The sequence below is a fragment of the Lysobacter changpingensis genome (assembly GCF_017308985.1).
GTDB classification, from domain to species: domain Bacteria; phylum Pseudomonadota; class Gammaproteobacteria; order Xanthomonadales; family Xanthomonadaceae; genus Lysobacter_J; species Lysobacter_J changpingensis.
The window spans coordinates 673,359-696,682 of the sequence record NZ_JADWPE010000002.1 but is presented as its reverse complement, the minus strand read 5'-3'; the positions used below and the strand labels follow the sequence as shown (position 1 = coordinate 696,682).

Here is a 23,324-nt window from a genome sequence, read left to right as displayed (position 1 = left end):
TTTCGAAGAAGTCGCGCGGCGGTCACGCGAGCGAGAGGCCTTCCTCCAGCCACGCGCGCACCGCCGCCGGATCGTGCAAGCCGTAGCGCGCGGCACTGGGCTGGCGCGAGCCCACGAGCACGCCGAATCCGCCGTGGCTGTCGACCGCGTGGAAGGCGTGTTCGTCGGTGAAGTCGTCGCCGACGAAGACCGGGCGGCGGCCGTGGAACGGCGGATGCGCGAGCAGGTCCGCCACCGCATGGCCCTTGTGCGCGCCGTTCGGGCGCAGCTCCACCACCATGTTCCCGTATTGCAGGTGATAGTCCGGCAGTTCGATCAGGATCGAGTCGGCGTACTGCCGCAGCAGGTCTTCGGCATCCGGCGCGGCGCGCCAGTGCAGCGCGATGGTGGTGCCCTTGTCCTCCACGCGCGCGCCGGGATAGCGCTCGGCCAACGCCCGGCCCCAGGCCACGGCCTCGTCCAGTATCAGCGGGCGCGGGTGGCGCTCCTGGTGTCCTTCCTCGCGGCGTTCGAGGCCGTGCAGGCCCACGGCGGGCAGTTTCAGCGGGGCGAACAGCGCGTCCAGCTGCGCCAGCCGGCGCCCGCTGACCAGCGCCATCGCGCCGTCGAGGCGCCCGTGCAGCACGGCGAGCACGTCGATCAGGCCGGGATCGACCAGCACGTCGCCGGGAACATCGGCGAAATCCAGCAGCGTGCCGTCGACATCGAGGAACAGCGCCCATTCGGAGGAGACCGCGGGCGGGGCGGGCAGGGTGAGGGAGGCGATGGACATGCACGCATTGTGAACACGGGCATGTAAGCATGAAGTGGACGAGCTCCCCAATGGCGGCAAGCGGGCGGCACTGGCGGGTTCGGACGTTGAATCGGGCAAGGATTGCCCGCATCTGGTGCACATTCGCGGCTGCGCGACGTGGCCGCCACCTGTCTAGAAGGACCCCTTCCATGCGGATGGACAAACTCACCTCGCGCTTCCAGCAGGCATTGCAGGACGCGCAATCGCTGGCGCTCGGCCGCGACCACAGTGTCATCGAACCCGTTCACCTGATGGCCGCGCTGCTCGACCAGAGCGGCGGCAGCACGCGCCCGCTGCTCGCGCAGGCCGGCGTCAACGTGCCGCTGCTGCGCGAACGCCTCGGCGAAGCGCTGGAAAAACTGCCGAAAGTGACCGGCCAGGCCGGGCAGATCAGCGTCGGCAACGACCTGGCGCGGCTGCTCAACGTCACCGACAAACTCGCGCAGCAGCGCGGCGATGCGTTCATCGCCAGCGAGCTGTTCGTGCTCGCCGCGCTGGACGACAACGGCGAAGTCGGTCGCGCCCTGAAGTCCGCCGGCGCGAACAGGGACAAACTCGAGGCGGCCATCGCCAAGGTGCGCGGTGGCGAAAGCGTGCAATCGGAAAACGCCGAGGACCAGCGCCAGGCGCTGGAGAAATACACCATCGACCTCACCGCGCGCGCCGAGGGCGGCAAGCTCGATCCGGTGATCGGCCGCGACGAGGAGATCCGCCGCACCGTGCAGGTGCTGCAGCGTCGAACCAAGAACAACCCGGTGCTGATCGGCGAGCCCGGCGTGGGCAAGACCGCGATCGTCGAAGGCCTCGCGCAGCGCATCATCAACGGCGAGGTGCCCGAAGGGCTGCGCGGGAAGCGCGTGCTGTCGCTCGACATGGGCGCGCTGATCGCCGGTGCGAAGTTCCGCGGCGAATTCGAGGAGCGCCTGAAGGCCGTGCTCAACGACCTGGCGAAGAACGAAGGCCAGATCATCCTGTTCATCGACGAACTGCACACGATGGTCGGCGCCGGCAAGGCCGAAGGCGCGATGGACGCCGGCAACATGCTCAAGCCCGCGCTCGCGCGTGGCGAGCTGCACTGCATCGGCGCGACGACGCTGGACGAGTACCGCCAGTACATCGAGAAGGACGCCGCGCTGGAGCGCCGCTTCCAGAAGGTGTTCGTCGGCGAGCCGAGCGTGGAGGACACCATCGCGATCCTGCGCGGCCTGAAGGAAAAGTACGCCGTGCACCATGGCGTGGAGATCACCGACCCGGCGATCGTCGCCGCGGCCACGCTGTCGAACCGCTACATCACCGACCGCCAGCTGCCCGACAAGGCCATCGACCTGATGGACGAAGCCGCATCGCGCATCCGCATGGAGATCGATTCCAAGCCGGAAGAACTCGATCGCAAGGAACGTCGCCTGATCCAGCTCAAGATCCAGCGCGAGGCGTTGAAGAAGGAGAAGGACGAAGCGTCGAAGCAGCGTCTCGCGGACCTGGAAAGCGAGATCGCCACGCTCGAACGCGAGTTCAACGATCTGGAAGAGGTATGGAAGGCCGAGAAGGCCACGCTGCAGGGCGCGACGAAGATCAAGGAGCAGATCGAGCAGGCCAAGCTCGAACTGGAAGCCGCGCAGCGCCGGCAGGATTTCGCGAAGATGAGCGAGATCCAGTACGGCACGCTGCCGGAACTCGACAAGCAGCTCAAGGCGGCGCAGGAAGCCGAAACGAAGGGCTTCACGCTGTTGCAGGACAAGGTGACCGCGGAGGAAATCGCCGAGGTCGTCGCGCGCTGGACCGGCATTCCCGTCAGCAAGATGCTCGAAGGCGAGCGCGAGAAGCTGCTGCGCATGGAAGAGCAGCTGCACACGCGCGTGGTCGGTCAGGAAGAGGCGATCAAGGTCGTGTCCGACGCCGTGCGTCGTTCGCGCGCGGGGCTGTCCGATCCGAACCGGCCCTCGGGCTCGTTCCTGTTCCTCGGCCCGACGGGCGTGGGCAAGACCGAGCTGTGCAAGGCGCTGGCGGAATTCCTGTTCGACTCATCCGACGCGATGGTGCGCATCGACATGAGCGAGTTCATGGAGAAGCACTCCGTGAGTCGCCTCGTCGGTGCGCCTCCGGGCTATGTCGGTTACGAGGAAGGCGGTTACCTCACCGAAGCGGTGCGTCGCCGTCCGTACAGCGTGATCCTGCTGGATGAAGTCGAGAAGGCGCATCCGGACGTGTTCAACATCCTGCTGCAGGTGCTGGACGACGGACGCCTGACCGATGGGCAGGGTCGCACGGTCGACTTCCGCAACACCGTCATCGTGATGACGTCGAACCTGGGTTCGCACCAGATCCAGGAGCTGTCCGGCGACGATTCGCCGCAGGCGTACATGCAGATGAAGGCGGCGGTGATGGGCGTGGTGCAGGCGCACTTCCGTCCGGAGTTCATCAATCGCCTGGACGACATCGTGGTCTTCCATCCGCTGGACAAGCAGCAGATCCGGCAGATCGCGCGCATCCAGCTCAACGGGCTGGAGAAGCGACTTTCCGAACGTGGCTTGAAGCTGGTGCTGTCGGACGACGCGCTCGCGTTGCTGGGCAACGTCGGCTTCGATCCGGTGTACGGTGCGCGTCCGCTCAAGCGCGCGATCCAGCAGCAACTCGAGAATCCGCTGGCGCAGAAGATCCTCGCGGGCGAATTTGCCAGCGGCGATACGGTGCATGTGGAAGCGCAGGGTGGGCAGCTGGTGTTTCGGAAGGCGTGATTGGTTGCCGTGGGGTGAACCACGCTCACCGTCATCCCGGCCGTCGCCGGGATGACGTGGTTCTTTTGTAGCCCGGGTAAGCGAAGCGCACCCGGGTTGGAGAAGCGCCTGCGGCGTTCCCGGGTGCGCTTCGCTTACCCGGGCTACAACGGCTTTTGGCGGCAACAGCAAAGTGGGTTCCAGCTTTCGCTGGAATGACGGTGTGGTTTGCCGATGCGAGGTTGCCCAGGCGCTACGCGCCTGGATCCCGGCCTTCGCCGGGATGACGTGGTTCTTTTGTGGCCCGGGTAAGCGAAGCGCACCCGGGTTGGAGAAGCGCCAGCGTTCCCGGGTGCGCTTCGCTTACCCGGGCCACAACGGCTTTTGGCGGCAACGGCAAAATGGGTTCCAGCTTTCGCCGGAATGACGGTGTGGTTTGCCGATGCGAGATTGCCCAGGCGCTACGCGCCTGGATCCCGGCCGTCGCCGGGATGACGTGGTTCTTTTGTAGCCCGGGTAAGCGAAGCGCACCCGGGTCGGAGAAGCGCCTGCGTTCCCGGGTGCGCTTCGCTTACCCGGGCTACAACGGCAACAGCAGCAGCCGTATCCGCAGAACGTACCTCAACCCTCGTCACGCCCCGCTTCAAGCGCGATCAGCCGCGCCTCAAGCTCCGCCACGCGCTGCTCCAGTTCGGCGACGCGCTCCGACAAGGGGGAGGACGCCGTACCGGTTCCCGCTTCGGCAGGCGATCCAACACTCACGTCCGGCTCGCCGCACAGCAGGTGCGCGAAGCGCTCTCCGCGCTGTCCGGACTGGCGCGGCAAGGCGACCACCAGCGCGGGCGAACGCTGCGACAGGCGTTCGAGTGCGTACTGCACATCCTCCACGCTCTCGAAACGCGCAAGACGCTCGCTGCGCGACATCAGCTCGTACGCGGTCTGCGGACCGCGAAGCATGAGCAGCGCCGTCTGCGGTCGCGTCAGGCTGAGCACCGCTTCGAGGCGATGCGCGTAACGCTCCGCGCGCGCGGTGTGCTGCGACTTCACCCAGCCGCGCGTTTCCAGGCGGCGCAGCGCGTTGCCGACTTCGCCGGGTTCCAGCTCCATCACCGGTTCGCGCGCGGTCTTCTGGTTGCACGCCAGCACAATCGCGTTGAGCGTCAGCGGATAGGCGTCCGGGGTCGTCGCTTCCTTTTCGAACAGCGACGCGAGGATGCGCGCGTCGATGGGCGACAGCAGCGGTGCGGTGTCTTCGCTCATGCGTGCGTCCTCAGGCCGTGGCCGGTGGCAGGTGCCGCGAACCGCGATACGGCGGCGTGGCCATCACCATCTCGGCGAGGCTGTGCGCCAGCTCGCGCTCGGCCATCACCGCGCCGTCGGCGCCGTGCTGCAGCAGATGCTTCACCTCGGCGTCGCTGTGCGCGCGCGCCACGATGGTGAGCGAGGCATTCGCTTCGCGCAGGCGCGCGATGATCTCGCCGGCCTCCAGCGCATTGGGAATGGCGAGCATCACCGTATGCGCGCGTTCCGGCGCGGCTTCGCGCAGCACGCGCTCGTTGGCGGCGTTGCCGCGGATCGCCGGAATGCCCGCGGCGCGGGCGCGATCGACCAGGTCTTCCTCGCCGTCGATCACCACCAGCCCCACGCCGCGGTCGGCGAGCAGGCGGCCCAGTTCGCTGCCGACGCGACCGTAGCCGATCAGGATCACGTGGTCGCGCAGGTCGGCGGGAATCGGCGGGTAAACGTGCTCCTCGACCTCGGCCGCGCGCTGCGCCTGCTCGCGCGCCTCGCGGCGGTCGAGCCAGGCGAACAGCAGCGGATTGACGATGATCGACAGCAGCGCGCCGGCGAGGATCAGGTCCTGGCCCTCCTTCGGCAGCACTTCCAGCTGCAGGCCGAGGCCGGCGAGGATGAAGGAGAACTCGCCGATCTGCGCCAGGCTGGTGGAAATCAGCAGCGCCGTGTTGTTCGGCTTGCCGAATGCGCGGACGATCGCGTATGCGGCGATCGACTTGCCCACCACGATGATCAGGAACGTCGCCAGCACCTGCAGCGGGCGATCCAGCAGGATCATCGGGTCGAACAGCATGCCCACCGACACGAAGAACAGCACCGCGAACGCGTCGCGCAGCGGCAGCGTTTCGTTCGCGGCCTGGTGGCTGAATTCGGATTCGTTCAGCACCATGCCGGCGAAGAACGCGCCCAGTGCGAAGGACACGCCGAACATGCCCGCCGAGCCGAACGCCACGCCCAGCGCGATGGCGAGCACGCACAGCGTGAACAGTTCGCGCGAGCCGGTGCCGGCGACGCGTTCGAGCACCCACGGGATCACGCGACGGCCGACGATCAGCATCACCGCGACGAAGCCGCCGACCTTCACCAGCGTCTTGAACAGCGCTTCCCACACGTCGGCCGCGCTCACGTCGCCGCCCTTGAGCAGCCCCGCCAGCGCGGGCAGCAGCACCAGCGCGAGCACCATCGCCAGGTCCTCGACGATCAGCCAGCCGACTGCGATCCGGCCGCGGCCGGTTTCGACCAGGCGGCGTTCCTCGAGCGCGCGCAGCAGCACCACGGTGCTGGCGACCGAGAGCGAGAGACCGAACACCAGACCTGCGCCATGCGACCAGCCCAGCAGCAGGGCCATGCCCCAGCCGAGCGCGGTGGCGAGCGCGATCTGCGCGATCGCGCCGGGCAGGGCGATGGCCTTCACGTCCAGCAGGTCGCGCAGCGAGAAATGCAGGCCCACGCCGAACATCAGCAGGATCACGCCGATTTCGGCCAATTGCGGGGCGAGCGTCTGGTCGCCGACGAAGCCGGGCGTGAACGGGCCGGCGACGACACCGGCCAGCAGGTAGCCGACCAGGGGCGACAGGCGCATTTTCTGGGCGAGCGCGCCGAAGACGAAGGCCAGGACGAAGCCGGCCACGAGGATCGCGATGAGGGACGTGTGGTGCATCGGCTCTCCGGAAAGGGATCGCGTTCAGGATGTGGGGCGGACCCGGTCGACGCAACCCGCGACCCCGCACGCCGTCGCCGAGCCAGCAGATTGCGTCAAGCGGCGTCAAACGAGGGTCATCGGCCGCCGCGCGTCCGGGCGCCCGGCCGAGCCTTTAGACTACGCGGCCCGGATCGCACCCGATCCCGCTTCCGCGACCCACGCCGTGATTTCCTTCCGCAATTTCGCCCTGCGCCGGGGCGAGCGCCTGCTGCTTTCGAACGTCGATCTGGCCCTGCACGCCGGCTGGCGCGTGGGCGTGATCGGCCGCAACGGCACCGGCAAGTCGTCGCTGTTCGCCGCGCTGCAGGGCGAGGTCGAAGCCGACCAGGGCGACATCGACATCCCCGCGCGCGTGCGCATCGCCAGCGTCGCGCAGGAAACGCCGGCGCTGGACGATCCGGCGCTGGACTTCGTGCTGTCCGGCGACGCCGCGGTGCACGCGGCCATCGTGATGGAACGCGAGGCGATGGCGCGCGAGGACTGGGAAGCCGTGGCCGAGGCCCACCACAAGCTGGAAGAGCTCGGCGGCTACGACGCTACCGCGCGCGCCGGCAAGTTGCTGCACGGCCTGGGCTTCACGCCCGACACGCACGAGCGCGCGGTGAAGGAATTCTCCGGCGGCTGGCGCGTGCGCCTGAACCTGGCGCGTGCGTTGATGACGCCGTCGGACCTGCTGCTGCTCGACGAACCGACCAACCACCTCGACCTCGACGCGGTGCTGTGGCTGGAGCAGTGGCTACTCAAATATCCCGGCACGCTGTTGCTGATCTCGCACGATCGCGAGTTCCTCGACGGCGTGTCCACGCACACGCTGCACCTGCACGACGGCAAGGCGAAGCTCTACACCGGCGACTACACCGCCTTCGAGCGCCAGCGCGCCGAGCAGCTGCGCCAGCAGCAGATCGCGTTCGAGAAGGAACAGGCCGAGCGCGCGCACCTGCAGAGCTTCATCGACCGCTTCAAGGCGAAGGCGAGCAAGGCCAAGCAGGCACAGAGCCGCATGAAGCGCCTGGCCAAGCTCGCCGGCACCGAAGCGGTGCGCGCCGAGCGTTCGCTGCACATCGACTTCCCCGCGCCGGCGAAGCTGCCGCACGCGCTGCTGCGCATTTCCGACGCCGATTGCGGATACGGCGAACACGTCGTGCTGGACAACATCCGTTTCGTGCTGGAAGCCGGCGACCGCGTCGCGCTGCTCGGCCCGAACGGCGCGGGCAAGTCGACGCTGGTGAAATCGCTGGTCGGCGAGATTCCGCTGCTGTCGGGCGAGCGCGGTGGGCATCCGGACCTGCGCATCGGTTACTTCGCGCAGCACACGGTGGAGTCGCTGCGCGAAGGCTCCAGTCCGATCGACCATCTGGGCGACATCGCGCCGGGCGTGCCGACGCAGCAGCTGCGCGACTTCCTGGGCAAGTGGAATTTCCCGGGCGATCGCGCGTTCGAATCGGTCGATGGCTTCTCCGGCGGCGAGCGCGCGCGCCTGGCGCTGGCGCTGATCGCGTGGCGCAAGCCGAACGTGCTGCTGCTCGACGAACCGACCAACCACCTCGATCTCGACATGCGCGAGGCGCTGGCCGAAGCGCTGTCGGATTTCGACGGCGCGATCGTGCTGGTCTCGCACGACCGCCATCTCATCGGCCTGGTGTGCGAGACGTTCTGGCGCGTGGCCGATGGCGTCGCGCAACCGTTCGACGGCGACCTGGACGCGTACGCGGTCTGGCTGCGCACGCGCGAATCCGCCGCGGAAAAGCCGAAGGCGCCGGTCGCCGCCGCGCCCGCGCCGAAGACGGCGTCGAAGGGGCCGAAGGTCAATGCGCACAAGCTCGCGCAGGCCGAGGCGCGCGTGGCGGAACTGGAGTCGAAGCTGCACACGCTGGACCTGGATCTCGCCGATCCGGATCGCTATGCGGGCGGTGGCACCGACGCTGCCGCCCTGGCGAAGCAGCGCGATCGGGTGGCGGCGGAGTTGGCCGCGGCGGAAGAAGCGTTGCTGGGGTTGTACGACGCCTGATCGGCTGGTTGATCTCACCGGGACCACGGCTTTTGTAGCCCGGGTAAGCGCAGCGCCCCCGAGGCTGGCCGCGTCCCCACGTGCGCTGCGCTTACCCGGGCTACCACGGCTTCCGTTGTCCTCAGGCGAGAGGATCCCGGTCGACCGATCGGATCGTCTCCTCTCCCAACACGGCGCGTCCCTCGATCGCCACCGCGACCGGCTCGCCGCCTTCCACCGTCACCGCGACATCCATGAACCCGCCGCGCCCCGCGCCATTGCGCTGCCGTGCGCGGAAGCGCGCTTCGCCGTCGCGAGCCGCGAGCAGACCATGCTTCACCAGCCACGCGCCCATCGGCCCGTTCGCGTTGCCGGTCACCGGGTCTTCCTCGATGCCGATGCCCGGGGCGAACATGCGGCCATGCGTCAGCGCGTCGTCGCCTTCTTCGGTATCGAGCGTGAAGACGAAGTAGCCGTGGCTGCCGCTGCGCTCGTCGAGCGCGGCCAGCCGCGCCATGTCGGGGCGCAACGCGCGCAGGCGCTCGCGGCTGCGGATCGGCACCATCAGCTTCCCGTGCCCCGTGCTGACGAACTGCACCGGCCCGCGCGGATCGAGTTCGTCGATCGTCAGCCCGAGCGCGTCGGCGAGCTCGCGCACCACCTCGTCCCCGAGCGGTGCGTCGAACTGCGGTGCGTTCTGCTGGATGCGCACGATGACCCCGTCCGCATCCCCGCGCGTGTCGACGTGCTGCACGCCAGCGCCCGTGAGCTGGCGCCGCATGCCACGGGCGCCGCCTTCCAGCGCCAGCGCGAAGTGCGTGCCGACGGTGGCGTGCCCGCACACCGGCACTTCGACCGTCGGCGAGAAGAACCGCACGTGCACGTCGTGATTCCCGCTGCGCGGCGGCAGGACGAACGCGGTTTCCGAATGTCCGAGTTCCGCGGCGATCGCCTGCATCTGCGCGTCGCTCAAGCCGCGCGCGTCGGTGACCACGCCGGCGGGGTTGCCTTCGCCGCGGGTGGTGGTGAAGGCGTCGATCCGGTAGATGCGAAGCGGAGACATTCCGTGTTCCTGGAAGGGGGCAGGGCAGTCTAGGGCCTCGTGCCGGACGCATCGCCGCCAAATTTTCGCGAGCCGCCCTTGTAGCGCGGGCAAGCGAAGCGCACCCGGGGGACGGACACGCTCGGATCAAGCGCGAGCGCACGCCACTTCACCCGTCCCCGGCCCTCCCCAGCCTTCGCGGAGAGCCCAACCCGGCGCATATGGCCCCAAACCCTTGAAAACCCCGCATTCGCCGCCAGAATGCCCGCCTGACTTCGCAACGTCCGTCGTGCCATGCCGATCTACGCCTTCGAATGCGCCGCCTGTGGCCACTCCTTCGACCGCCTGCAGAAGATGTCCGACGCCGACCCCGTCGAATGCCCGTCCTGCGGCGAGCCGCAGGTGCGCCGGCAGCTGACCGCCCCGCAGTTCCGCCTTGCCGGCGGCGGCTGGTACGAAACCGACTTCAAGAAGGACGGCGACAAGAAGCGCAACCTGGCCGGCGACGCCGGTTCCACGTCGAAGTCCGACGCCAAGCCGGCCGAGAGCAAGCCGGCGGAGAAAAAGGCCGACACGGCGGCCTCCAAGCCCTCGACCTGAGGTTCCCGGGCTCGCGCAGGCGATCGCGCCCGCGTCGGCCTCGCTCCGGTGCCCGCCGCTGCCGCTAAAATGCGCAGTTCTCCGGCCACGCGGCCGGATCGCGAAACCTGGAGCCCCCATGCGTACCCACTTCTGCGGCCTCATCGATGAGGCCCTGATCGGCCAGACCGTCACCCTGTGCGGCTGGGCCGACGTCGCCCGCAACCTCGGCGGCCTGTGCTTCATCGACCTGCGCGACCACGAGGGCATCGTGCAGATCGTGGCCGAGCCGACCACGGATAAGGCGCTGGGTGCGGGCGAGGCCAATGCGGCGGTCATCGCCACGGCGGCGAACGTCGGTTACGAGGACTGCCTGCGCGTGACCGGCGTCGTGCGCAAGCGCGAATCGGTGAACGCGAAGATCCGCACCGGCCAGGTCGAAGTCGTCGCGACGCAGATCGAAGTGCTGAACAAGGCCGAGCCGCTGCCGTTCCACGCGCACGAGAACGCGGGCGAGGACATCCGCCTGAAGTACCGCTACCTCGACCTGCGCCGCCCCGAGATGCAGAAGATGATGCGCACGCGCATCAGGCTCGTGCAGGCGCTGCGCCGTTACCTCGACGAGCGCGGTTTCCAGGACATCGAAACGCCGATCCTGACCAAGGCCACGCCGGAAGGCGCGCGCGACTTCCTGGTGCCTGCGCGCATGCATCCGGGCGAGTTCTACGCGCTGCCGCAGTCGCCGCAGCTGTTCAAGCAGATCCTGATGATGGCCGGTTTCGACCGCTACTATCAGATCGCCCGCTGCTTCCGCGACGAAGCGCTGCGTGCCGACCGCCAGCTCGAATTCACCCAGCTCGACATGGAATTCGCGTGGGTGTCCGAGCGCGACGTGCAGGACATGGTGGAGGAGATGATCCGCGTCGTGTTCCGCGAGGTGATGAACGTCGAACTCGCGGCGCAGTTCCCGCGCATGACCTACGCCGAGGCGATGCGCCGCTACGGTTCGGACAAGCCGGACCTGCGCATCGCGCTGGAATTCACCGACGTCGCCGAGCTGGTGAAGTCGTGCGAGTTCAAGGTCTTCACCGACTGGGCGAACCATGAGGATGGCCGCGTCGTCGCGCTGCGCGTGCCGGGCGCCGCCACGCTGAGCCGCAAGCAGATCGACGACTACGCCGCCTACGCCGGCAAGTTCGGCGCGAAGGGCCTGGCGTGGATGAAGGTGGAAGACGCATCCAAGGGTCGCGAGGGCATCAATTCGCCGATCGCGAAGTTCCTCGACGACGCGACGCTTTCGGCCATCGTGCAGGCCACCGGCGCGACCACCGGCGACGCGATCTTCTTCGGCGCGGCCACGTACAAGTCGGCGTCGGATTTCATGGGCGCGCTGCGCCTGAAGCTCGGCAGGGATCTCGGCCTCGTCGCCGAAGGCTGGGCGCCGCTTTGGGTCACCGACTTCCCGATGTTCGAGTGGGACGACGAAGAGAACCGCTACGTCGCGCTGCATCACCCGTTCACCGCGCCGGCGGTCGATTCGATCGACGACCTGCGCGCGAACGCGAAGACCGCCGTATCGCGCGGCTACGACATGGTGCTCAACGGCAACGAGATCGGCGGCGGTTCGATCCGCATCCATCGCCCGCAGATGCAGAGCGCGGTGTTCGAACTGCTGGGCATCGGCGCGGAAGAGGCCGAGGGCAAGTTCGGCTTCCTGCTTGACGCGCTGAAATTCGGCGCGCCGCCGCACGGCGGCATCGCGTTCGGCATCGACCGCATCGCCGCGCTGATGGCCGGCACCGAGTCGATCCGCGACGTGATCGCGTTCCCCAAGACCACCACCGCGCAGTGCCTGATGACCGGTGCGCCGTCGCCGGTGCCGGACGCGCAGCTGGCGGAAGTGCACATCCAGATTCGTGAAAAGAAGGAAGGGAAGTAACCATGAGCGAAGTTCCGTTTGACCTCGAGTGGGAAGCCCTCGGCGAAGCGGGTTCGGCCGCGGGCGCGGGCCTGGTGACCGAGCGCGCGCAGGTGTTCGGCGGCTGGCTGGTGCGCACGCGCGCCGGTGCGGGCGTCGTGTCGCTGGCGTTCGTCCCGGACGACCAGTTCCGCTGGGACGGTGAGGATTTCGGCGACGAGTACGAGGAAGAGGACGAAGACGCCGAGGACGAGGGAGACGAGGAGTCCGACGAGGACGAGGAAGAGGACGAGGAAGAGGACGACGAGTAACGATGGCGCTTCGTCGCGCGACCGTTGCCGACGCACAGGCGCTGTCGGCGCTGTCGTCGGCGTGCTTCACCGAAACCTTCGGCCATCTGTATCCGCCGGAGGATCTGTCGCACTTCCTCGACGAGGCCTACGCCGTTCCGGCATGGGCCTCGTTGCTTTCCGATCCGGCGTACGCGACGTGGCTGCTGGAGGAGGATGGCGTCGCGATCGGTTATGCCACGGCCGGCGCCTGCACGCTGCCGCACGCGGATGTCGCGCCCGGCGATGGCGAACTCAAGCGCCTGTACGTGCTGGCCGCGCACCAGGGCGGTGGCCGCGGTTCGCGCCTGTTCGACGCGGCGCTGGCGTGGCTGCTGCGCGACGGGCCGCGCACGCTGTGGATCGGCGTGTGGAGCGAAAACTTCGGCGCGCAGCGGTTCTATGCGCGGCATGGGTTCGAGCGGGTGGGAGCTTACGACTTCGTGGTCGGAAACACGCGCGACCATGAGTTCATTCTGCGGCGTTTAGGGTAGCTGCTCGGAAGCGGGCATCGGCAGCGTCGTTGCACCGCTTGTCCGCTCCCCACTCGAATGCCTTCCGTAGGGAAAAGGGCTTGAAGCTCCCTCCTCTGCGAATGCAGGGGAGGGTTGGGGAGGGTGAAGTGGAGCACCTCAGCCTTTCTGGCTACCTAACCTTTCTGGCCAGTTAAGGCCTAGGACGCACCGGGAGCAGCACCATCGGAGACGTTGGCCCGGGTGCGCTTCGCTTACCCGGGCTACAAGGGCGGCAGCTGCATCGTTGCATCGCTTGTCCCGACCCTCACCCCAACCCCTCTCCCGGAGGGAGAGGGGCTCAAACGCGGGAGAGCCTCGAGCGCGCGGAGACGCCCAAGCGACAGGAAAGCCAAAGCAACACCCCATCGGGCACCATGCCCCCATGACCGACCCCAGCCACATCCGCCACGTCGTCCTCATCCACGGCCTCTGGATGCCGAGGCTGTCGATGCAGTGGCTCGCCCGTCACCTCCGCGCCAGCGGTTTCACGCCCGAGGTCTTCGGCTACCCCACGATCGCGGGCGGCCCCGAAGCCGCCGTCCCGCGCCTGGCGCAACGCTTGCGGCAGCGGCCGGCGCACGTGCTCGCCCACAGCCTCGGGGGGCTGGTGACCCTGACCGCGCTGGAGCGCGACTCCGGCCTGCCGGTCGCCCGCGTGGTCTGCCTGGGCTCGCCCCTGCGCGGCAGCGCGGCGGCGGACCGGCTCGCCGGGCACTCGTGGAGCGCGCCATACCTGGGCCGCAGCGCCCGGCTGCTGCGGACCGGCTGCCAGCCATGGCGCGGCCGGACCGAGGTCGGCGTGGTCGCCGGCCGCACTCCGCTGGGGCTGGGCCGCTATTTCGGCCGTTTCGACGGCGAGAACGACGGCACCGTCGCGGTCGACGAAACCCGCCTGCCCGGGCTCGCCGACCACGTCGTGATCCCGACCAGCCACACCGGCCTGCTGTTCTCGCCCGAGGCCGTCCGGCTCGCCGTCGGCTTCTTCCGCGAGGGCCGCTTCGAGGCGCGCGGCACGTCGGGCCCGATCAGGTAAAATTCCGCGCTTCGACACGTTTTGAGCCGGACGATTCCATGGGCAGAGGTCCCTCCATCGAAGCGCGCAAGAACGCGGTGGACGCGCAGCGCGGCAAGATCTTCACCAAGGTGATCCGCGAGATCGGCGTGGCCGCGCGCAGCGGCGGCGGCGATCCGTCGGGCAACCCGCGCCTGCGGGCCGCCATCGACAAGGGGCTGGCGGTCAACATGTCCAAGGACGTGATCGAGCGCGCCATCAAGAAGGCCACCGGCGAGCTGGAAGGCGTCGAGTACGAGGAGATCCGCTACGAGGGCTACGCCCCGGGCGGGGTCGCCGTGATCGTCGACTGCCTGACCGACAACAAGGTCCGCACCGTGGCCGACGTGCGCCACGCGTTCGGCAAGTTCGGCGGCAACCTCGGCACCGACGGCTCGGTGTCCTTCATGTTCCGGAAGCTCGGCGTGCTGTCCTTCGCCGCCGGCGCGAACGAGGAGAAGATCACCGAGATCGCCATCGACGCCGGCGCCGACGACGTCGTCGTCTACGACGACGGTGCCATCGACGTGATCACCGCCCCGGACGCCTTCGCCGGCGTGAAGTCGGCCATGGAGGCCGCCGGCCTGACCGCCGACATCGCCGAAGTGACGATGCGCGCCGACAACGACATCGCCGTGGCCGGCGAAACCGCGCAGCAGGTCGTGAAGCTGCTGCGCTGGCTGGAAGACATGGACGACGTGCAGAACGTCTATTCCAACGCCGATCTCGACGAGGGCGCCTACGCCTGACCTTGCGTCGGCGCAGGCCAACCACCCCGTGATCCGCATCCTGGGCATCGATCCCGGCTCGCAGCGCACCGGCGTGGGCGTCATCGACGTCGCCCCGGACGGGCGCTGCACCTTCGTGCACGCGCAGGCGCTGGTGCTGCTGGAGGCCGAGGATTTCCCCTCGCGCCTGGGTCTGCTGTGCGACGGACTGGAAGCGCTGCTGGACCAGTGGCAGCCGCAGCAGGTCGCCATCGAGACGGTGTTCATGGCGAAGTCGGCGACCTCGGCGCTGAAGCTCGGCCACGCGCGCGGCGCGGCGCTGGCGACCGTCGTGCGCCGGCGCCTGCCGGTCAACGAGTACGCGCCGCGCGTGATCAAGCAGTCGCTGGTCGGGCGCGGCGCCGCCGACAAGGAGCAGGTCCAGCACATGGTGCGGCTGCTGCTGAATCTTCCCGGCATGAAACTGCAGGCCGACGCCGCCGATGCGCTGGCGATCGCGCTTACCCATGCCCACATGAGCGCCACGGCCGCGCGCACGGGGCTTTCGACGGCATTGTTGCGGAGACGTGGAGCATGATTGGACGCCTGAGAGGCATGCTCGTCATGAAGCAGCCGCCCTGGCTGGTGGTCGACGTCAACGGCGTCGGCTACGAGCTGGAGGCGCCGATGAGCACCTTCTACGACCTGCCGGACCTCGGCCGCGAAGTCTCGCTGTTCACGCACTACGCGCAGAAGGAGGACAGCGTGTCGCTGTACGGCTTCCTGCGCGAGGGCGAGCGCCGGCTGTTCCGCGACGTGCAGAAGGTGTCCGGCATCGGCGCGAAGATCGCGCTGGCGGTGCTGTCGGGCGTGTCGGTCGACGAGTTCGCCCGCCTGGTGCAGGCCGGCGACATCACCGCGCTGACGCGCATTCCGGGCATCGGCAAGAAGACCGCCGAGCGCATGGTCGTGGAACTGCGCGATCGCGCGGCCGACCTCGCCGGCGTCGGCGCGACGCTGGGCACGCCGGGCGCGGCGGCCGATCCGCAGAGCGAAGCGGTCATCGCCCTGCAACAACTGGGCTACAAGCCCGCCGAGGCCGCGCGCATGGCGCGCGAGGCGACCGAAGCCGGCGACGACGCTGCCGCCATCATCCGCAAAGCGCTAAAGTCCGCGCTTCGTTGACGCACGCACCGGGGCCACGCGCTCCGGTGCCATCTTCCTGCCGATCCCCATCATGTCCCATTCCGCATCCGATCCGCGCAGCCATGGCCATGGCAAGCAGGGACTTGCCAGCCTGATCGTCGGCGCAGTCGGCGTCGTCTTCGGCGACATCGGCACCAGCCCGCTGTACACGCTGAAGGAAGCGTTCTCGCCGCACTTCGCGCAGCAACTGGGCATGGTCGTGGACGAAGCGACGGTGCTGGGCATGCTTTCGCTGGTGTTCTGGGCGCTGATGATCGTGGTCACCGCGAAGTACGTGACCATCATCATGCGCGCCGACAACCAGGGCGAAGGCGGCATCATGGCGCTGATGGCGCTGGCCCAGCGCACGCTGGCGAAGGGCTCGCGGTCGGCGTACGTGGTCGGCATCCTCGGCATCTTCGGCGCGTCGCTGTTCTTCGGCGACAGTGTGATCACGCCGGCGATCACCGTGCTGGGCGCGGTCGAAGGCCTGGAAGTCGCCGCGCCCGGGCTGCACCGCTTCATCGTGCCGCTGTCGGTGGTGATCCTGGTGCTGGTGTTCCTGGCGCAGCGCTTCGGCACCGAGAAGGTCGGCCGCGTGTTCGGTCCGGTGATGCTGCTGTGGTTCTTGTCGCTGGCGGCGATCGGCATCTACAACATCGTCAAGGCGCCGGCCGTGGTGGCCGCGCTGAACCCGATGTGGGGCATGCGCTTCTTCATGGAGCACGGCGGCCTGTCGGTGATGATCCTCGGCGTGGTGGTGCTGGCCGTGACCGGCGGCGAGGCGCTGTACGCCGACATGGGCCACTTCGGCGCACGCCCGATCCGCCATGGGTGGTATTTCCTCGTGCTGCCGTGCCTGACCTTGAACTACCTGGGGCAGGGTGCGTTCGTGCTGGCGCATCCGGAGGCGGTGAAGAACCCGTTCTTCGAGGCGGTGCCGCCATGGGCGCTGTATCCGATGATCGTGCTGGCGACGATGGCGGCGGTGATCGCGTCGCAGGCGGTGATCACCGGCGCGTTCTCCGTGGCGAGACAGGCGATGCAACTGGGTTTCCTGCCGCGCATGCAGATCAAGCACACCTCGCGCGAGACCATCGGCCAGATCTACGTCCCCGGCATCAACTGGCTGCTGATGGTGGCGGTGCTGGTGGTGGTGCTGGCCTTCCGCAGTTCCACGGCGCTGGCGACGGCCTACGGCATCTCCGTGTCGGCGACGATGCTGATCGACACGCTGCTGCTGGCGCTGGTCGCGCGCGCGCTGTGGCCGCGCTGGCGCACCTGGGTGCTGCCGCTGTGCCTGGTGTTCTTCATCGTCGACGTGGGCTTCGTGGTCGCCAACGGCGCGAAGTTCCTGGACGGCGCGTGGTTCCCGCTGCTGCTGGGCGTGGTCGTGTTCACCCTGCTGCGCACCTGGCGCCGGGGCCGCGAGCTGCTGCACGACGAGGTGCGCAAGGAAGGCATCGGCCTGGATACCTTCATTCCCGGCCTGATGCTGGCGCCGCCGGTGCGCGTGCCGGGCACGGCGATCTTCATGACCGCCGACAAGGGCGTGGTGCCGCACGCGCTGCTGCACAACCTCAAGCACAACAAGGTGCTGCACGAGCGCAACGTGTTCCTGACGGTGGAGACGCTCAACATCCCGTACGCGCCGCGCGAGAAACGGCTGAAGATCGAGTCGATCGCGGGCGAGGACTTCTACCGCGTGCTGATCCGCTTCGGCTTCATGGAAGTGCCCGACGTGCCGCTTGCGCTGATGCGCTCGTGCGACGCCGGCGGCACCTATTTCGACCCGATGGACACGACCTACTTCGCCAGCCGCGAGACGGTCGTCGCCAGCCGCCATCGCGGCATGCCGATCTGGCGCGACCGCCTGTTCGCCTTCATGCACCGAAACGCCGCGCCGGCGACGGGCTTCTTCCGGATTCCGGGCAACCGGCTGGTGGAGCTGGGGGCGCAGGTGGAGATCTGAGCACCGGGATTGGAGATCCGGGATTCGGGATTCGGGATCGCCGGCTCGTTGGGATGCAAGGATTCGACCGGCACTGCCGCGGCGGGTTGCTTACAATCGCCTGATGATCCTCGCGTCGAATCTCCAATTCCGAGTCCCGAATCCCGGCCTTCAATGAACGATCAACGCATCATCGCCGCCGGCGCCACGCGCGAGGACGAGGCCATCGAGGCCTCGATCCGCCCCAAGCGCCTGGACGAGTACCTCGGCCAGCAGCCGGTGCGCGAGCAGATGAAGATCTACATCGAGGCGGCCAAGGCGCGCGGCGAGGCGCTCGACCACGTGCTGATCTTCGGGCCGCCGGGCCTGGGCAAGACCACGCTGAGCCACGTCATCGCCAACGAACTGGGCGTGAACCTGCGCCAGACCTCGGGTCCGGTGATCGAGAAGGCCGGCGACCTGGCCGCGCTGCTGACCAACCTGCAGCCGCACGACGTGCTGTTCGTGGACGAGATCCACCGCCTTTCGCCGGCGATCGAGGAAGTGCTCTATCCGGCGATGGAGGACTACCAGATCGACATCATGATCGGCGAGGGCCCGGCCGCGCGCTCGATCAAGCTCGATCTGCCGCCGTTCACCCTGATCGGCGCGACCACGCGCGCCGGCCTGCTGACCGCGCCGCTGCGCGACCGCTTCGGCATCGTGCAGCGGCTGGAGTTCTACAACGCCGAGGAGCTGACCCGCATCGTGCGGCGCTCGGCGCAGATCCTGGGCATCGCGTGCGAGGCGGAAGGCGCGGCGGAAATCGCCAGGCGCTCGCGCGGCACGCCGCGCATCGCCAACCGCCTGCTGCGTCGCGTGCGCGATTACGCGCAGGTGCGCGCGGGCGGGTCGATCACCCGCGAGGTCGCGGACGCGGCGATGGCGATGCTCAAGGTCGATCCGGAAGGCTTCGACGAACTCGACCGCCGCCTGCTGCACACCATCGTCGATGCCTTCGACGGCGGCCCGGTCGGCGTGGAATCGCTCGCCGCGGCGCTGAGCGAGGAGCGCGGCACGATCGAGGACGTGATCGAACCGTACCTGATCCAGCAGGGCTTTCTGGTGCGCACCGCACGCGGTCGCATGGCCACGCCGAAGGCGTACCGCCACATCGGCCTCAAGCCCAAGCCCGGTACGGGCGGACTGTTCGAGGGGGCGTGAGCGTGGCGATCGATCCGACGGTTGGGGTGACGTTCAGTTGGCCGACACGCGTCTATTGGGAAGATACCGACGCGGGTGGGGTGGTCTATCACGCGCAGTACCTGGCTTTCATGGAGCGCGCCCGGACCGAATGGATGCGCGCCCACGGCTACGGCCAGGAACTGCTGCGGCGCGAGCACGATCTGGTGTTCGCGGTGCGCGCGATGCAGATCGATTTCCTCAAGCCGGCGCGCCTGGACGACGCGCTGGCGGTGGAAGTCGAACTGACCGAATGCCGCCGCGCGAGCGCGGTGTTCGCGCAGACCGTCCGCCGTGGCGATGAGGTGCTGCTGACCGCGCAGGTGCGCGTGGCGGCGCTCGATGCCGGCGGCTTCCGCCCGCGCGGGATTCCCTCGCCGCTGCTGGACGAGCTCAAGGCGCTCGAACGGCCGCGCTGAGAGCGTCCCGGATCGACCCCGCAACGACATACGTACGTTAAAGACACACGTTCAGACAGTCCCGCTCGACGGGCACGGAGAACCAAGCATGACGCCACTGCTGACCGCGCTGCAGGCCACGACAGTCGAGGCCCTTCCGGAAGACGCCGCCAACGCCGCGGCCAACGCCGCGCAGGCCGTGACCGCCGGCGCCGCCGGCGACAACAGCCTCAACCTGCTGACCCTGGTGCTGCACGCGAGCATCCCGGTGCAGCTGGTGATGCTGCTGCTGCTGTTCGGTTCGATCGCCTCGTGGGTGATCATCTTCCGCAAGAAGCGCGTGCTCGATCGCGCGGCGCGCGAGGCCGACCACTTCGAGGAGCGCTTCTGGTCCGGCGCCGAGCTGTCCAAGCTCTATGCCGGCGCCACCGAGCGCAATCGCGACATCTCCGGCCTGGAGGCGATCTTCGAAGCCGGCTTCCGCGAGTTCAGCCGCCTGCGCCAGCGTCGCGGCGCCGACAGCCGCATGCAGCTGGAAGGCGCCCAGCGTGCGATGCGCGCCACCGGTTCGCGCGAGATCGACGGGCTGGAACACAACCTCGAATTCCTCGCCAATGTCGGTTCGATCAGCCCGTACGTCGGCCTGTTCGGCACGGTGTGGGGCATCATGATTTCGTTCCAGGGCCTGGCGAACATGAAGGAAGCGACGATCGCCACGGTCGCGCCGGGCATCTCCGAGGCGCTGGTCGCCACCGCGATGGGCCTGTTCGCGGCCATCCCGGCGGTGTGGGCCTACAACCGCTTCGCGACCAAGGTCGAGCGCATCGCGGTGCGTTACGACGCGTTCTCCGAGGAGTTCTCCTCGATCCTGCAACGGCAGGTCGACGAGGCGTGATGCGGGCCCCCGCAGGAACCCGCACCTGGGCGTGCGGACGCTTCAATCTTCTTGCCCTGGTCGCTGACGCGCCGGGCCAACCGAGGTAGCCCATGGCCGGAATCACCGCGCGCCGCCATCGCAAGCGCAAGCTCAAGGCCGAGATCAACGTCGTGCCGTACATCGACGTGATGCTCGTGCTGCTCATCATCTTCATGGTCACCGCCCCCCTGTTGAACCTGGGCGTGGACATCGACCTGCCGCAGTCCAACGCCAAGTCGATCCAGGAGAAGAAGGATCCGGTGATCGTCAGCGTCGACGCCGCCGGCAACTACTTCCTGACGGTGAAGGCCGGCAGCAACGAGGCCGTGTCGGCGCAGACGCTCGAGGCGAAGGTGCGCGGCATCGTGTCGCAGAATCCCGACGTGGCCGTCTTCGTCGCCGGCGACGCCAAGGCCAATTACCAGAAGGTCATGGACGCGCTGGTGCTGCTGCAGGGCGCCAACGTCAAGAAGGTCGGCCTGATGAGCCAGCCGGACCAGGCCGCGCAGAAGGCCGCCCAGGGACGCCGCTGATGCGGGAATCGCGCGCAGACACCACGCAGGCGGTCATCGCGGCGCTGCTGCTGCACGCGCTGCTGTTCGGCCTGATGTTCATCGGCCTGCTGTGGACCCGTTCCACGGCGCCGGTGTCGGTGGCTGGATCGCCCGTGGCGGCCGAGCTTATCGACGCCAACGCGCTGTCGCCGGCGATGCAGCGCACGCTGCGCGATCGCCCGAAGCCGGTCGAGGAGGAGATCCCGCCGCCGCCCGAACCCGAAGACGTCGCGCCGCTGCCGCAGCCGCTGCCCGAACCCGCGCCGCAGGACGCCGTCGCGCCGCCGCAGCAGGAAGCGCAGGACTTCATCCCGGTGCCCGACACCGAGAACCAGGAAGCGGTCGTCGAAACGCCGACCCCGACTCCGGCCGAAGAGAAGAAGGCGCAGGAGCTCAAGCGCAAGCAGGAACAGGTCGACCTGACCGAACAGAAGCGCCAGCAGGAAGTCGAGCAGCAGCGCCGCCTGGCCGAACAACAGGCGCAGGAGCGGGAACGCAAGCTCGCCGAGATCCGCAAGAAGCGCGAGCAGGCCGCGCGTGAGGCCAATCTCGCCGAGCAGCGCCTGCGCCAGATCGCCGACGTGCGCGCGCGCCAGTCGTCCGAGACCGAGCCGAGCAGCGGCAGCGATGCCGCCAGCCCGCCGCCGGGCAACAACGGCACGGACACCGGCCTCAAGGCCCGCTATGCCGCGGCGTTGCAGGAAGCCATCCTCGCCAAGTGGACGCGCCCGGAGACGGTGCCGGTCGGCGCGCGCTGCACGCTGCTGATCCGCCAGTTGCCGGGCGGACAGGTGATGAGCGCCGAAGTGTCCTCGCCCTGCGCTTACGACGAGCAGGGCCGGCGTTCGATCGAGGCGGCGGTCCTGAAGGCCCAGCCCTTGCCGTACGCCGGCTTCGAATCCGTGTTCGCCCGCAACCTGACGCTGAACTTCACGGCCCAGGATCGCTGAGGCCGCCGACGGTGGCCCGGCGCCAAGCGGGCCCGGCCGCGACGGTTCGCGGCGCGGCGGGGTTCAGCTTGAGGCGGCGTTCACCTCCCGGCGTTAACAATTACAAAGCTGAACGGATTGACCTGCGCCGATCCGACGACCGACTGGATTGATGACTGGAGTGCCGATGAAACGATCCCTCGCCTGGCTGGCCTCGCTGCTCGCCCTCCTGCTGCCCCTGTCCGCCCTGGCCCAGCAAGGGCTGGAGATCGACATCGTCGGCGGCAACGCCGCGGCCATGCCGATCGTCGTCGTGCCGATGCCCTACCAAGGCAGCGCGACGGCCCCGCAGACCGATGTCGCCCAGGTGGTCACCGCCGACCTGGCGCGTTCGGGCCAGTTCCGTCCGTTGCCGGTCAACGACATCGTCGAGAAGCCGACCCGCGGCGGCGAGATCAACTACCCGACGTGGCGCGCGCTCAACCAGGACTACATCGTCGTGGGCCGCGTGCTCGATGCAGGCGCCGGCAGCTTCCGCGTCGAGTACGAACTGTTCGACGTTGCCAAGCAGCAGCGCCTGCTCGGCTTCGCGCTGACCGCCCGCGCCAACGCGATGCGCGACGTCGCGCACCAGATCGCCGACGCCGTGTACGAGAAAATCACCGGCGTGCGCGGCGCGTTCTTCACCCGCATCGCCTACGTCACCGCCACCGGCTCCGGCCGCGGTGCGCAGTACGCGCTGATGGTCGCCGATTCGGACGGCTTCAATCCGCAGACGGTGGTGCGTTCGCCCGAACCGCTGCTGTCGCCGTCGTGGAGCCCGGACGGCAACCGCCTGGCCTACGTCAGCTTCGAAGGCGGCAATTCGTCGATCTACATCCAGAACATCTCCACCGGCGCGCGCGAGCTGATCGCCAAGTACCGCGGCATCAATGGCGCGCCGTCGTTCTCGCCGGACGGTCGTCGCCTCGCGCTGACGCTGTCGCGCACGGGTAATCCGGAGATCTACGTGATGGACCTGGGCAGCAAGAACCTGACCCAGCTGACCAACCACTTCGCGATCGACACCGAGCCGACGTGGAGCGCGGACGGCAGCACGATCTACTTCACCTCCGACCGCGGCGGGCGTCCGCAGATCTACTCGGTCCCGTCGAGCGGCGGCAGCGCCACGCGCGTGACCTTCCAGGGCAGCTACAACGCCAGCGCCAGCGTGTCCTTCGACGGCAAGAAGATCGCCACGGCCCAGGGCAGCGGCAACAACTACCGCATCGCACTGATGGACAGCAGCCTCGGGGGTGCGCGATGGAGCACACTTTCGCCCGGATCCCTCGATGAGTCGCCGAGCTTTGCACCCAATGGGGCAATGATCCTTTATGCTGCGCGCGAGGGCCGCCGGGGCGTGCTCTACGCAGTTTCGTCCGACGGCCGGGTGCGCCAGCGCCTGGTGCTGGCGGATGGGGACGTGCGTGAGCCGGCCTGGGGGCCGTTCCGTTTGCCGCGTTGATACAAACAAAGCGGTGTATTGCTGAGAGCTGTT

Annotated in this window: 21 protein-coding genes; 17 read left to right on the top strand and 4 right to left on the bottom strand. The window is 68.4% G+C overall.

Annotated features, from left to right (window positions below):
- Window positions 1-22: 22 nt before the first annotated feature.
- Window positions 23-772, bottom strand: a complete 750-nt coding sequence (otsB, locus tag I4U41_RS04840; RefSeq protein ID WP_206859974.1) for a trehalose-phosphatase — start codon at window positions 770-772, stop codon at window positions 23-25.
- Window positions 773-942: 170 nt separating this feature from the next.
- Here otsB and clpB point away from each other — a divergent pair, with 170 nt between their 5' ends.
- A complete protein-coding gene (gene clpB, locus I4U41_RS04835; protein WP_206859973.1) occupies window positions 943-3,528 on the top strand; it encodes an ATP-dependent chaperone ClpB in 2,586 nt (861 codons plus the stop codon).
- 600 nt (window positions 3,529-4,128) lie between these two features.
- Here the strand turns inward: clpB and I4U41_RS04830 are convergent.
- Window positions 4,129-4,767 (bottom strand): YceH family protein, encoded by a 639-nt coding sequence (locus tag I4U41_RS04830; RefSeq protein ID WP_206859972.1) that lies wholly within the window; start codon window positions 4,765-4,767, stop codon window positions 4,129-4,131.
- 10 nt (window positions 4,768-4,777) lie between these two features.
- A complete protein-coding gene (gene ybaL / locus I4U41_RS04825; RefSeq protein WP_206859971.1) occupies window positions 4,778-6,463 on the bottom strand; it encodes a YbaL family putative K(+) efflux transporter in 1,686 nt (561 codons plus the stop codon).
- A 205-nt stretch (window positions 6,464-6,668) separates the two neighbouring features.
- On the opposite strand from ybaL, the gene I4U41_RS04820 reads away from it, so the two are divergent.
- Window positions 6,669-8,513, top strand: a complete 1,845-nt coding sequence (locus I4U41_RS04820; RefSeq protein WP_206859970.1) for an ATP-binding cassette domain-containing protein — start codon at window positions 6,669-6,671, stop codon at window positions 8,511-8,513.
- Between the two features lie 121 nt (window positions 8,514-8,634).
- On the opposite strand, the gene I4U41_RS04815 is transcribed toward I4U41_RS04820, so the two are convergent.
- Window positions 8,635-9,555 carry a PhzF family phenazine biosynthesis isomerase gene (locus I4U41_RS04815; RefSeq protein ID WP_206859969.1) on the bottom strand — a complete coding sequence of 307 codons (921 nt, stop codon included), beginning with the start codon at window positions 9,553-9,555 and terminating at the stop codon, window positions 8,635-8,637.
- A 273-nt stretch (window positions 9,556-9,828) separates the two neighbouring features.
- Here I4U41_RS04815 and I4U41_RS04810 point away from each other — a divergent pair, with 273 nt between their 5' ends.
- The 15 genes from I4U41_RS04810 to tolB all read left to right on the top strand — a co-directional run bounded on the left by I4U41_RS04810 (window position 9,829) and on the right by tolB (window position 23,291).
- Window positions 9,829-10,134, top strand: coding sequence for an FmdB family zinc ribbon protein (locus I4U41_RS04810; RefSeq protein ID WP_206859968.1), 306 nt, complete (start codon window positions 9,829-9,831; stop codon window positions 10,132-10,134).
- A gap of 118 nt (window positions 10,135-10,252) precedes the next feature.
- Window positions 10,253-12,052: an aspartate--tRNA ligase gene (aspS, locus tag I4U41_RS04805; protein ID WP_206859967.1), complete on the top strand. Its 1,800-nt coding sequence runs from the start codon at window positions 10,253-10,255 to the stop codon at window positions 12,050-12,052.
- A 2-nt stretch (window positions 12,053-12,054) separates the two neighbouring features.
- On the top strand, window positions 12,055-12,342 hold the full coding sequence (locus I4U41_RS04800) for a DNA primase (RefSeq protein WP_206859966.1): 288 nt from the start codon (window positions 12,055-12,057) through the stop codon (window positions 12,340-12,342).
- Between the two features lie 2 nt (window positions 12,343-12,344).
- Window positions 12,345-12,854 carry a GNAT family N-acetyltransferase gene (locus tag I4U41_RS04795; protein WP_206859965.1) on the top strand — a complete coding sequence of 170 codons (510 nt, stop codon included), beginning with the start codon at window positions 12,345-12,347 and terminating at the stop codon, window positions 12,852-12,854.
- Window positions 12,855-13,257: 403 nt separating this feature from the next.
- Window positions 13,258-13,908, top strand: a complete 651-nt coding sequence (locus I4U41_RS04790) for an alpha/beta fold hydrolase (protein ID WP_206859964.1) — start codon at window positions 13,258-13,260, stop codon at window positions 13,906-13,908.
- A gap of 38 nt (window positions 13,909-13,946) precedes the next feature.
- Window positions 13,947-14,675 (top strand): YebC/PmpR family DNA-binding transcriptional regulator, encoded by a 729-nt coding sequence (locus I4U41_RS04785; protein WP_206859963.1) that lies wholly within the window; start codon window positions 13,947-13,949, stop codon window positions 14,673-14,675.
- A 28-nt stretch (window positions 14,676-14,703) separates the two neighbouring features.
- A complete protein-coding gene (gene ruvC / locus I4U41_RS04780) occupies window positions 14,704-15,231 on the top strand; it encodes a crossover junction endodeoxyribonuclease RuvC (protein ID WP_206859962.1) in 528 nt (175 codons plus the stop codon).
- Window positions 15,228-15,818, top strand: a complete 591-nt coding sequence (ruvA, locus tag I4U41_RS04775; RefSeq protein ID WP_206859961.1) for a Holliday junction branch migration protein RuvA — start codon at window positions 15,228-15,230, stop codon at window positions 15,816-15,818. The genes ruvC and ruvA overlap by 4 nt, the downstream gene beginning before the upstream one ends.
- Window positions 15,819-15,870: 52 nt before the next feature.
- Complete coding sequence (locus I4U41_RS04770; RefSeq protein WP_206859960.1) at window positions 15,871-17,790, top strand: potassium transporter Kup; 1,920 nt, start codon at window positions 15,871-15,873, stop codon at window positions 17,788-17,790.
- Window positions 17,791-17,943: 153 nt separating this feature from the next.
- On the top strand, window positions 17,944-18,972 hold the full coding sequence (gene ruvB, locus I4U41_RS04765; protein WP_206859959.1) for a Holliday junction branch migration DNA helicase RuvB: 1,029 nt from the start codon (window positions 17,944-17,946) through the stop codon (window positions 18,970-18,972).
- Entirely contained in the window at window positions 18,969-19,409 is a 441-nt protein-coding gene (gene ybgC, locus I4U41_RS04760; protein ID WP_320415139.1) for a tol-pal system-associated acyl-CoA thioesterase, read from the top strand. Before ruvB ends, ybgC begins: the two co-directional genes overlap by 4 nt.
- Window positions 19,410-19,497: 88 nt before the next feature.
- The gene (gene tolQ / locus I4U41_RS04755) at window positions 19,498-20,283 is read left to right on the top strand and encodes a protein TolQ (protein WP_206859958.1); all 786 of its coding nucleotides are present in this window, start codon (window positions 19,498-19,500) and stop codon (window positions 20,281-20,283) included.
- Between the two features lie 92 nt (window positions 20,284-20,375).
- Window positions 20,376-20,837 (top strand): protein TolR, encoded by a 462-nt coding sequence (tolR, locus tag I4U41_RS04750; protein ID WP_206859957.1) that lies wholly within the window; start codon window positions 20,376-20,378, stop codon window positions 20,835-20,837.
- Entirely contained in the window at window positions 20,837-21,808 is a 972-nt protein-coding gene (locus I4U41_RS04745) for a cell envelope integrity TolA family protein (protein ID WP_206859956.1), read from the top strand. The genes tolR and I4U41_RS04745 overlap by 1 nt, the downstream gene beginning before the upstream one ends.
- A gap of 166 nt (window positions 21,809-21,974) precedes the next feature.
- Entirely contained in the window at window positions 21,975-23,291 is a 1,317-nt protein-coding gene (gene tolB / locus I4U41_RS04740) for a Tol-Pal system beta propeller repeat protein TolB (protein ID WP_206859955.1), read from the top strand.
- Window positions 23,292-23,324: the final 33 nt, after the last annotated feature.

Coding starts and splice junctions, on each gene's coding strand:
- I4U41_RS04795 (WP_206859965.1), top strand. CDS start 12,345: ATGGCGCTTCGTCGCGCGACCGTTGCCGACGCACAGGCGCTGTCGGCG.
- ruvB (WP_206859959.1), top strand. CDS start 17,944: ATGAACGATCAACGCATCATCGCCGCCGGCGCCACGCGCGAGGACGAG.
- clpB (WP_206859973.1), top strand. CDS start 943: ATGCGGATGGACAAACTCACCTCGCGCTTCCAGCAGGCATTGCAGGAC.
- I4U41_RS04810 (WP_206859968.1), top strand. CDS start 9,829: ATGCCGATCTACGCCTTCGAATGCGCCGCCTGTGGCCACTCCTTCGAC.
- tolR (WP_206859957.1), top strand. CDS start 20,376: ATGGCCGGAATCACCGCGCGCCGCCATCGCAAGCGCAAGCTCAAGGCC.
- otsB (WP_206859974.1), bottom strand. CDS start 772: ATGTCCATCGCCTCCCTCACCCTGCCCGCCCCGCCCGCGGTCTCCTCC.
- I4U41_RS04815 (WP_206859969.1), bottom strand. CDS start 9,555: ATGTCTCCGCTTCGCATCTACCGGATCGACGCCTTCACCACCACCCGC.
- I4U41_RS04790 (WP_206859964.1), top strand. CDS start 13,258: ATGACCGACCCCAGCCACATCCGCCACGTCGTCCTCATCCACGGCCTC.
- aspS (WP_206859967.1), top strand. CDS start 10,253: ATGCGTACCCACTTCTGCGGCCTCATCGATGAGGCCCTGATCGGCCAG.
- I4U41_RS04770 (WP_206859960.1), top strand. CDS start 15,871: ATGTCCCATTCCGCATCCGATCCGCGCAGCCATGGCCATGGCAAGCAG.
- I4U41_RS04745 (WP_206859956.1), top strand. CDS start 20,837: ATGCGGGAATCGCGCGCAGACACCACGCAGGCGGTCATCGCGGCGCTG.
- I4U41_RS04785 (WP_206859963.1), top strand. CDS start 13,947: ATGGGCAGAGGTCCCTCCATCGAAGCGCGCAAGAACGCGGTGGACGCG.
- tolB (WP_206859955.1), top strand. CDS start 21,975: ATGAAACGATCCCTCGCCTGGCTGGCCTCGCTGCTCGCCCTCCTGCTG.
- tolQ (WP_206859958.1), top strand. CDS start 19,498: ATGACGCCACTGCTGACCGCGCTGCAGGCCACGACAGTCGAGGCCCTT.
- ruvA (WP_206859961.1), top strand. CDS start 15,228: ATGATTGGACGCCTGAGAGGCATGCTCGTCATGAAGCAGCCGCCCTGG.
- ybaL (WP_206859971.1), bottom strand. CDS start 6,463: ATGCACCACACGTCCCTCATCGCGATCCTCGTGGCCGGCTTCGTCCTG.
- I4U41_RS04830 (WP_206859972.1), bottom strand. CDS start 4,767: ATGAGCGAAGACACCGCACCGCTGCTGTCGCCCATCGACGCGCGCATC.
- I4U41_RS04800 (WP_206859966.1), top strand. CDS start 12,055: ATGAGCGAAGTTCCGTTTGACCTCGAGTGGGAAGCCCTCGGCGAAGCG.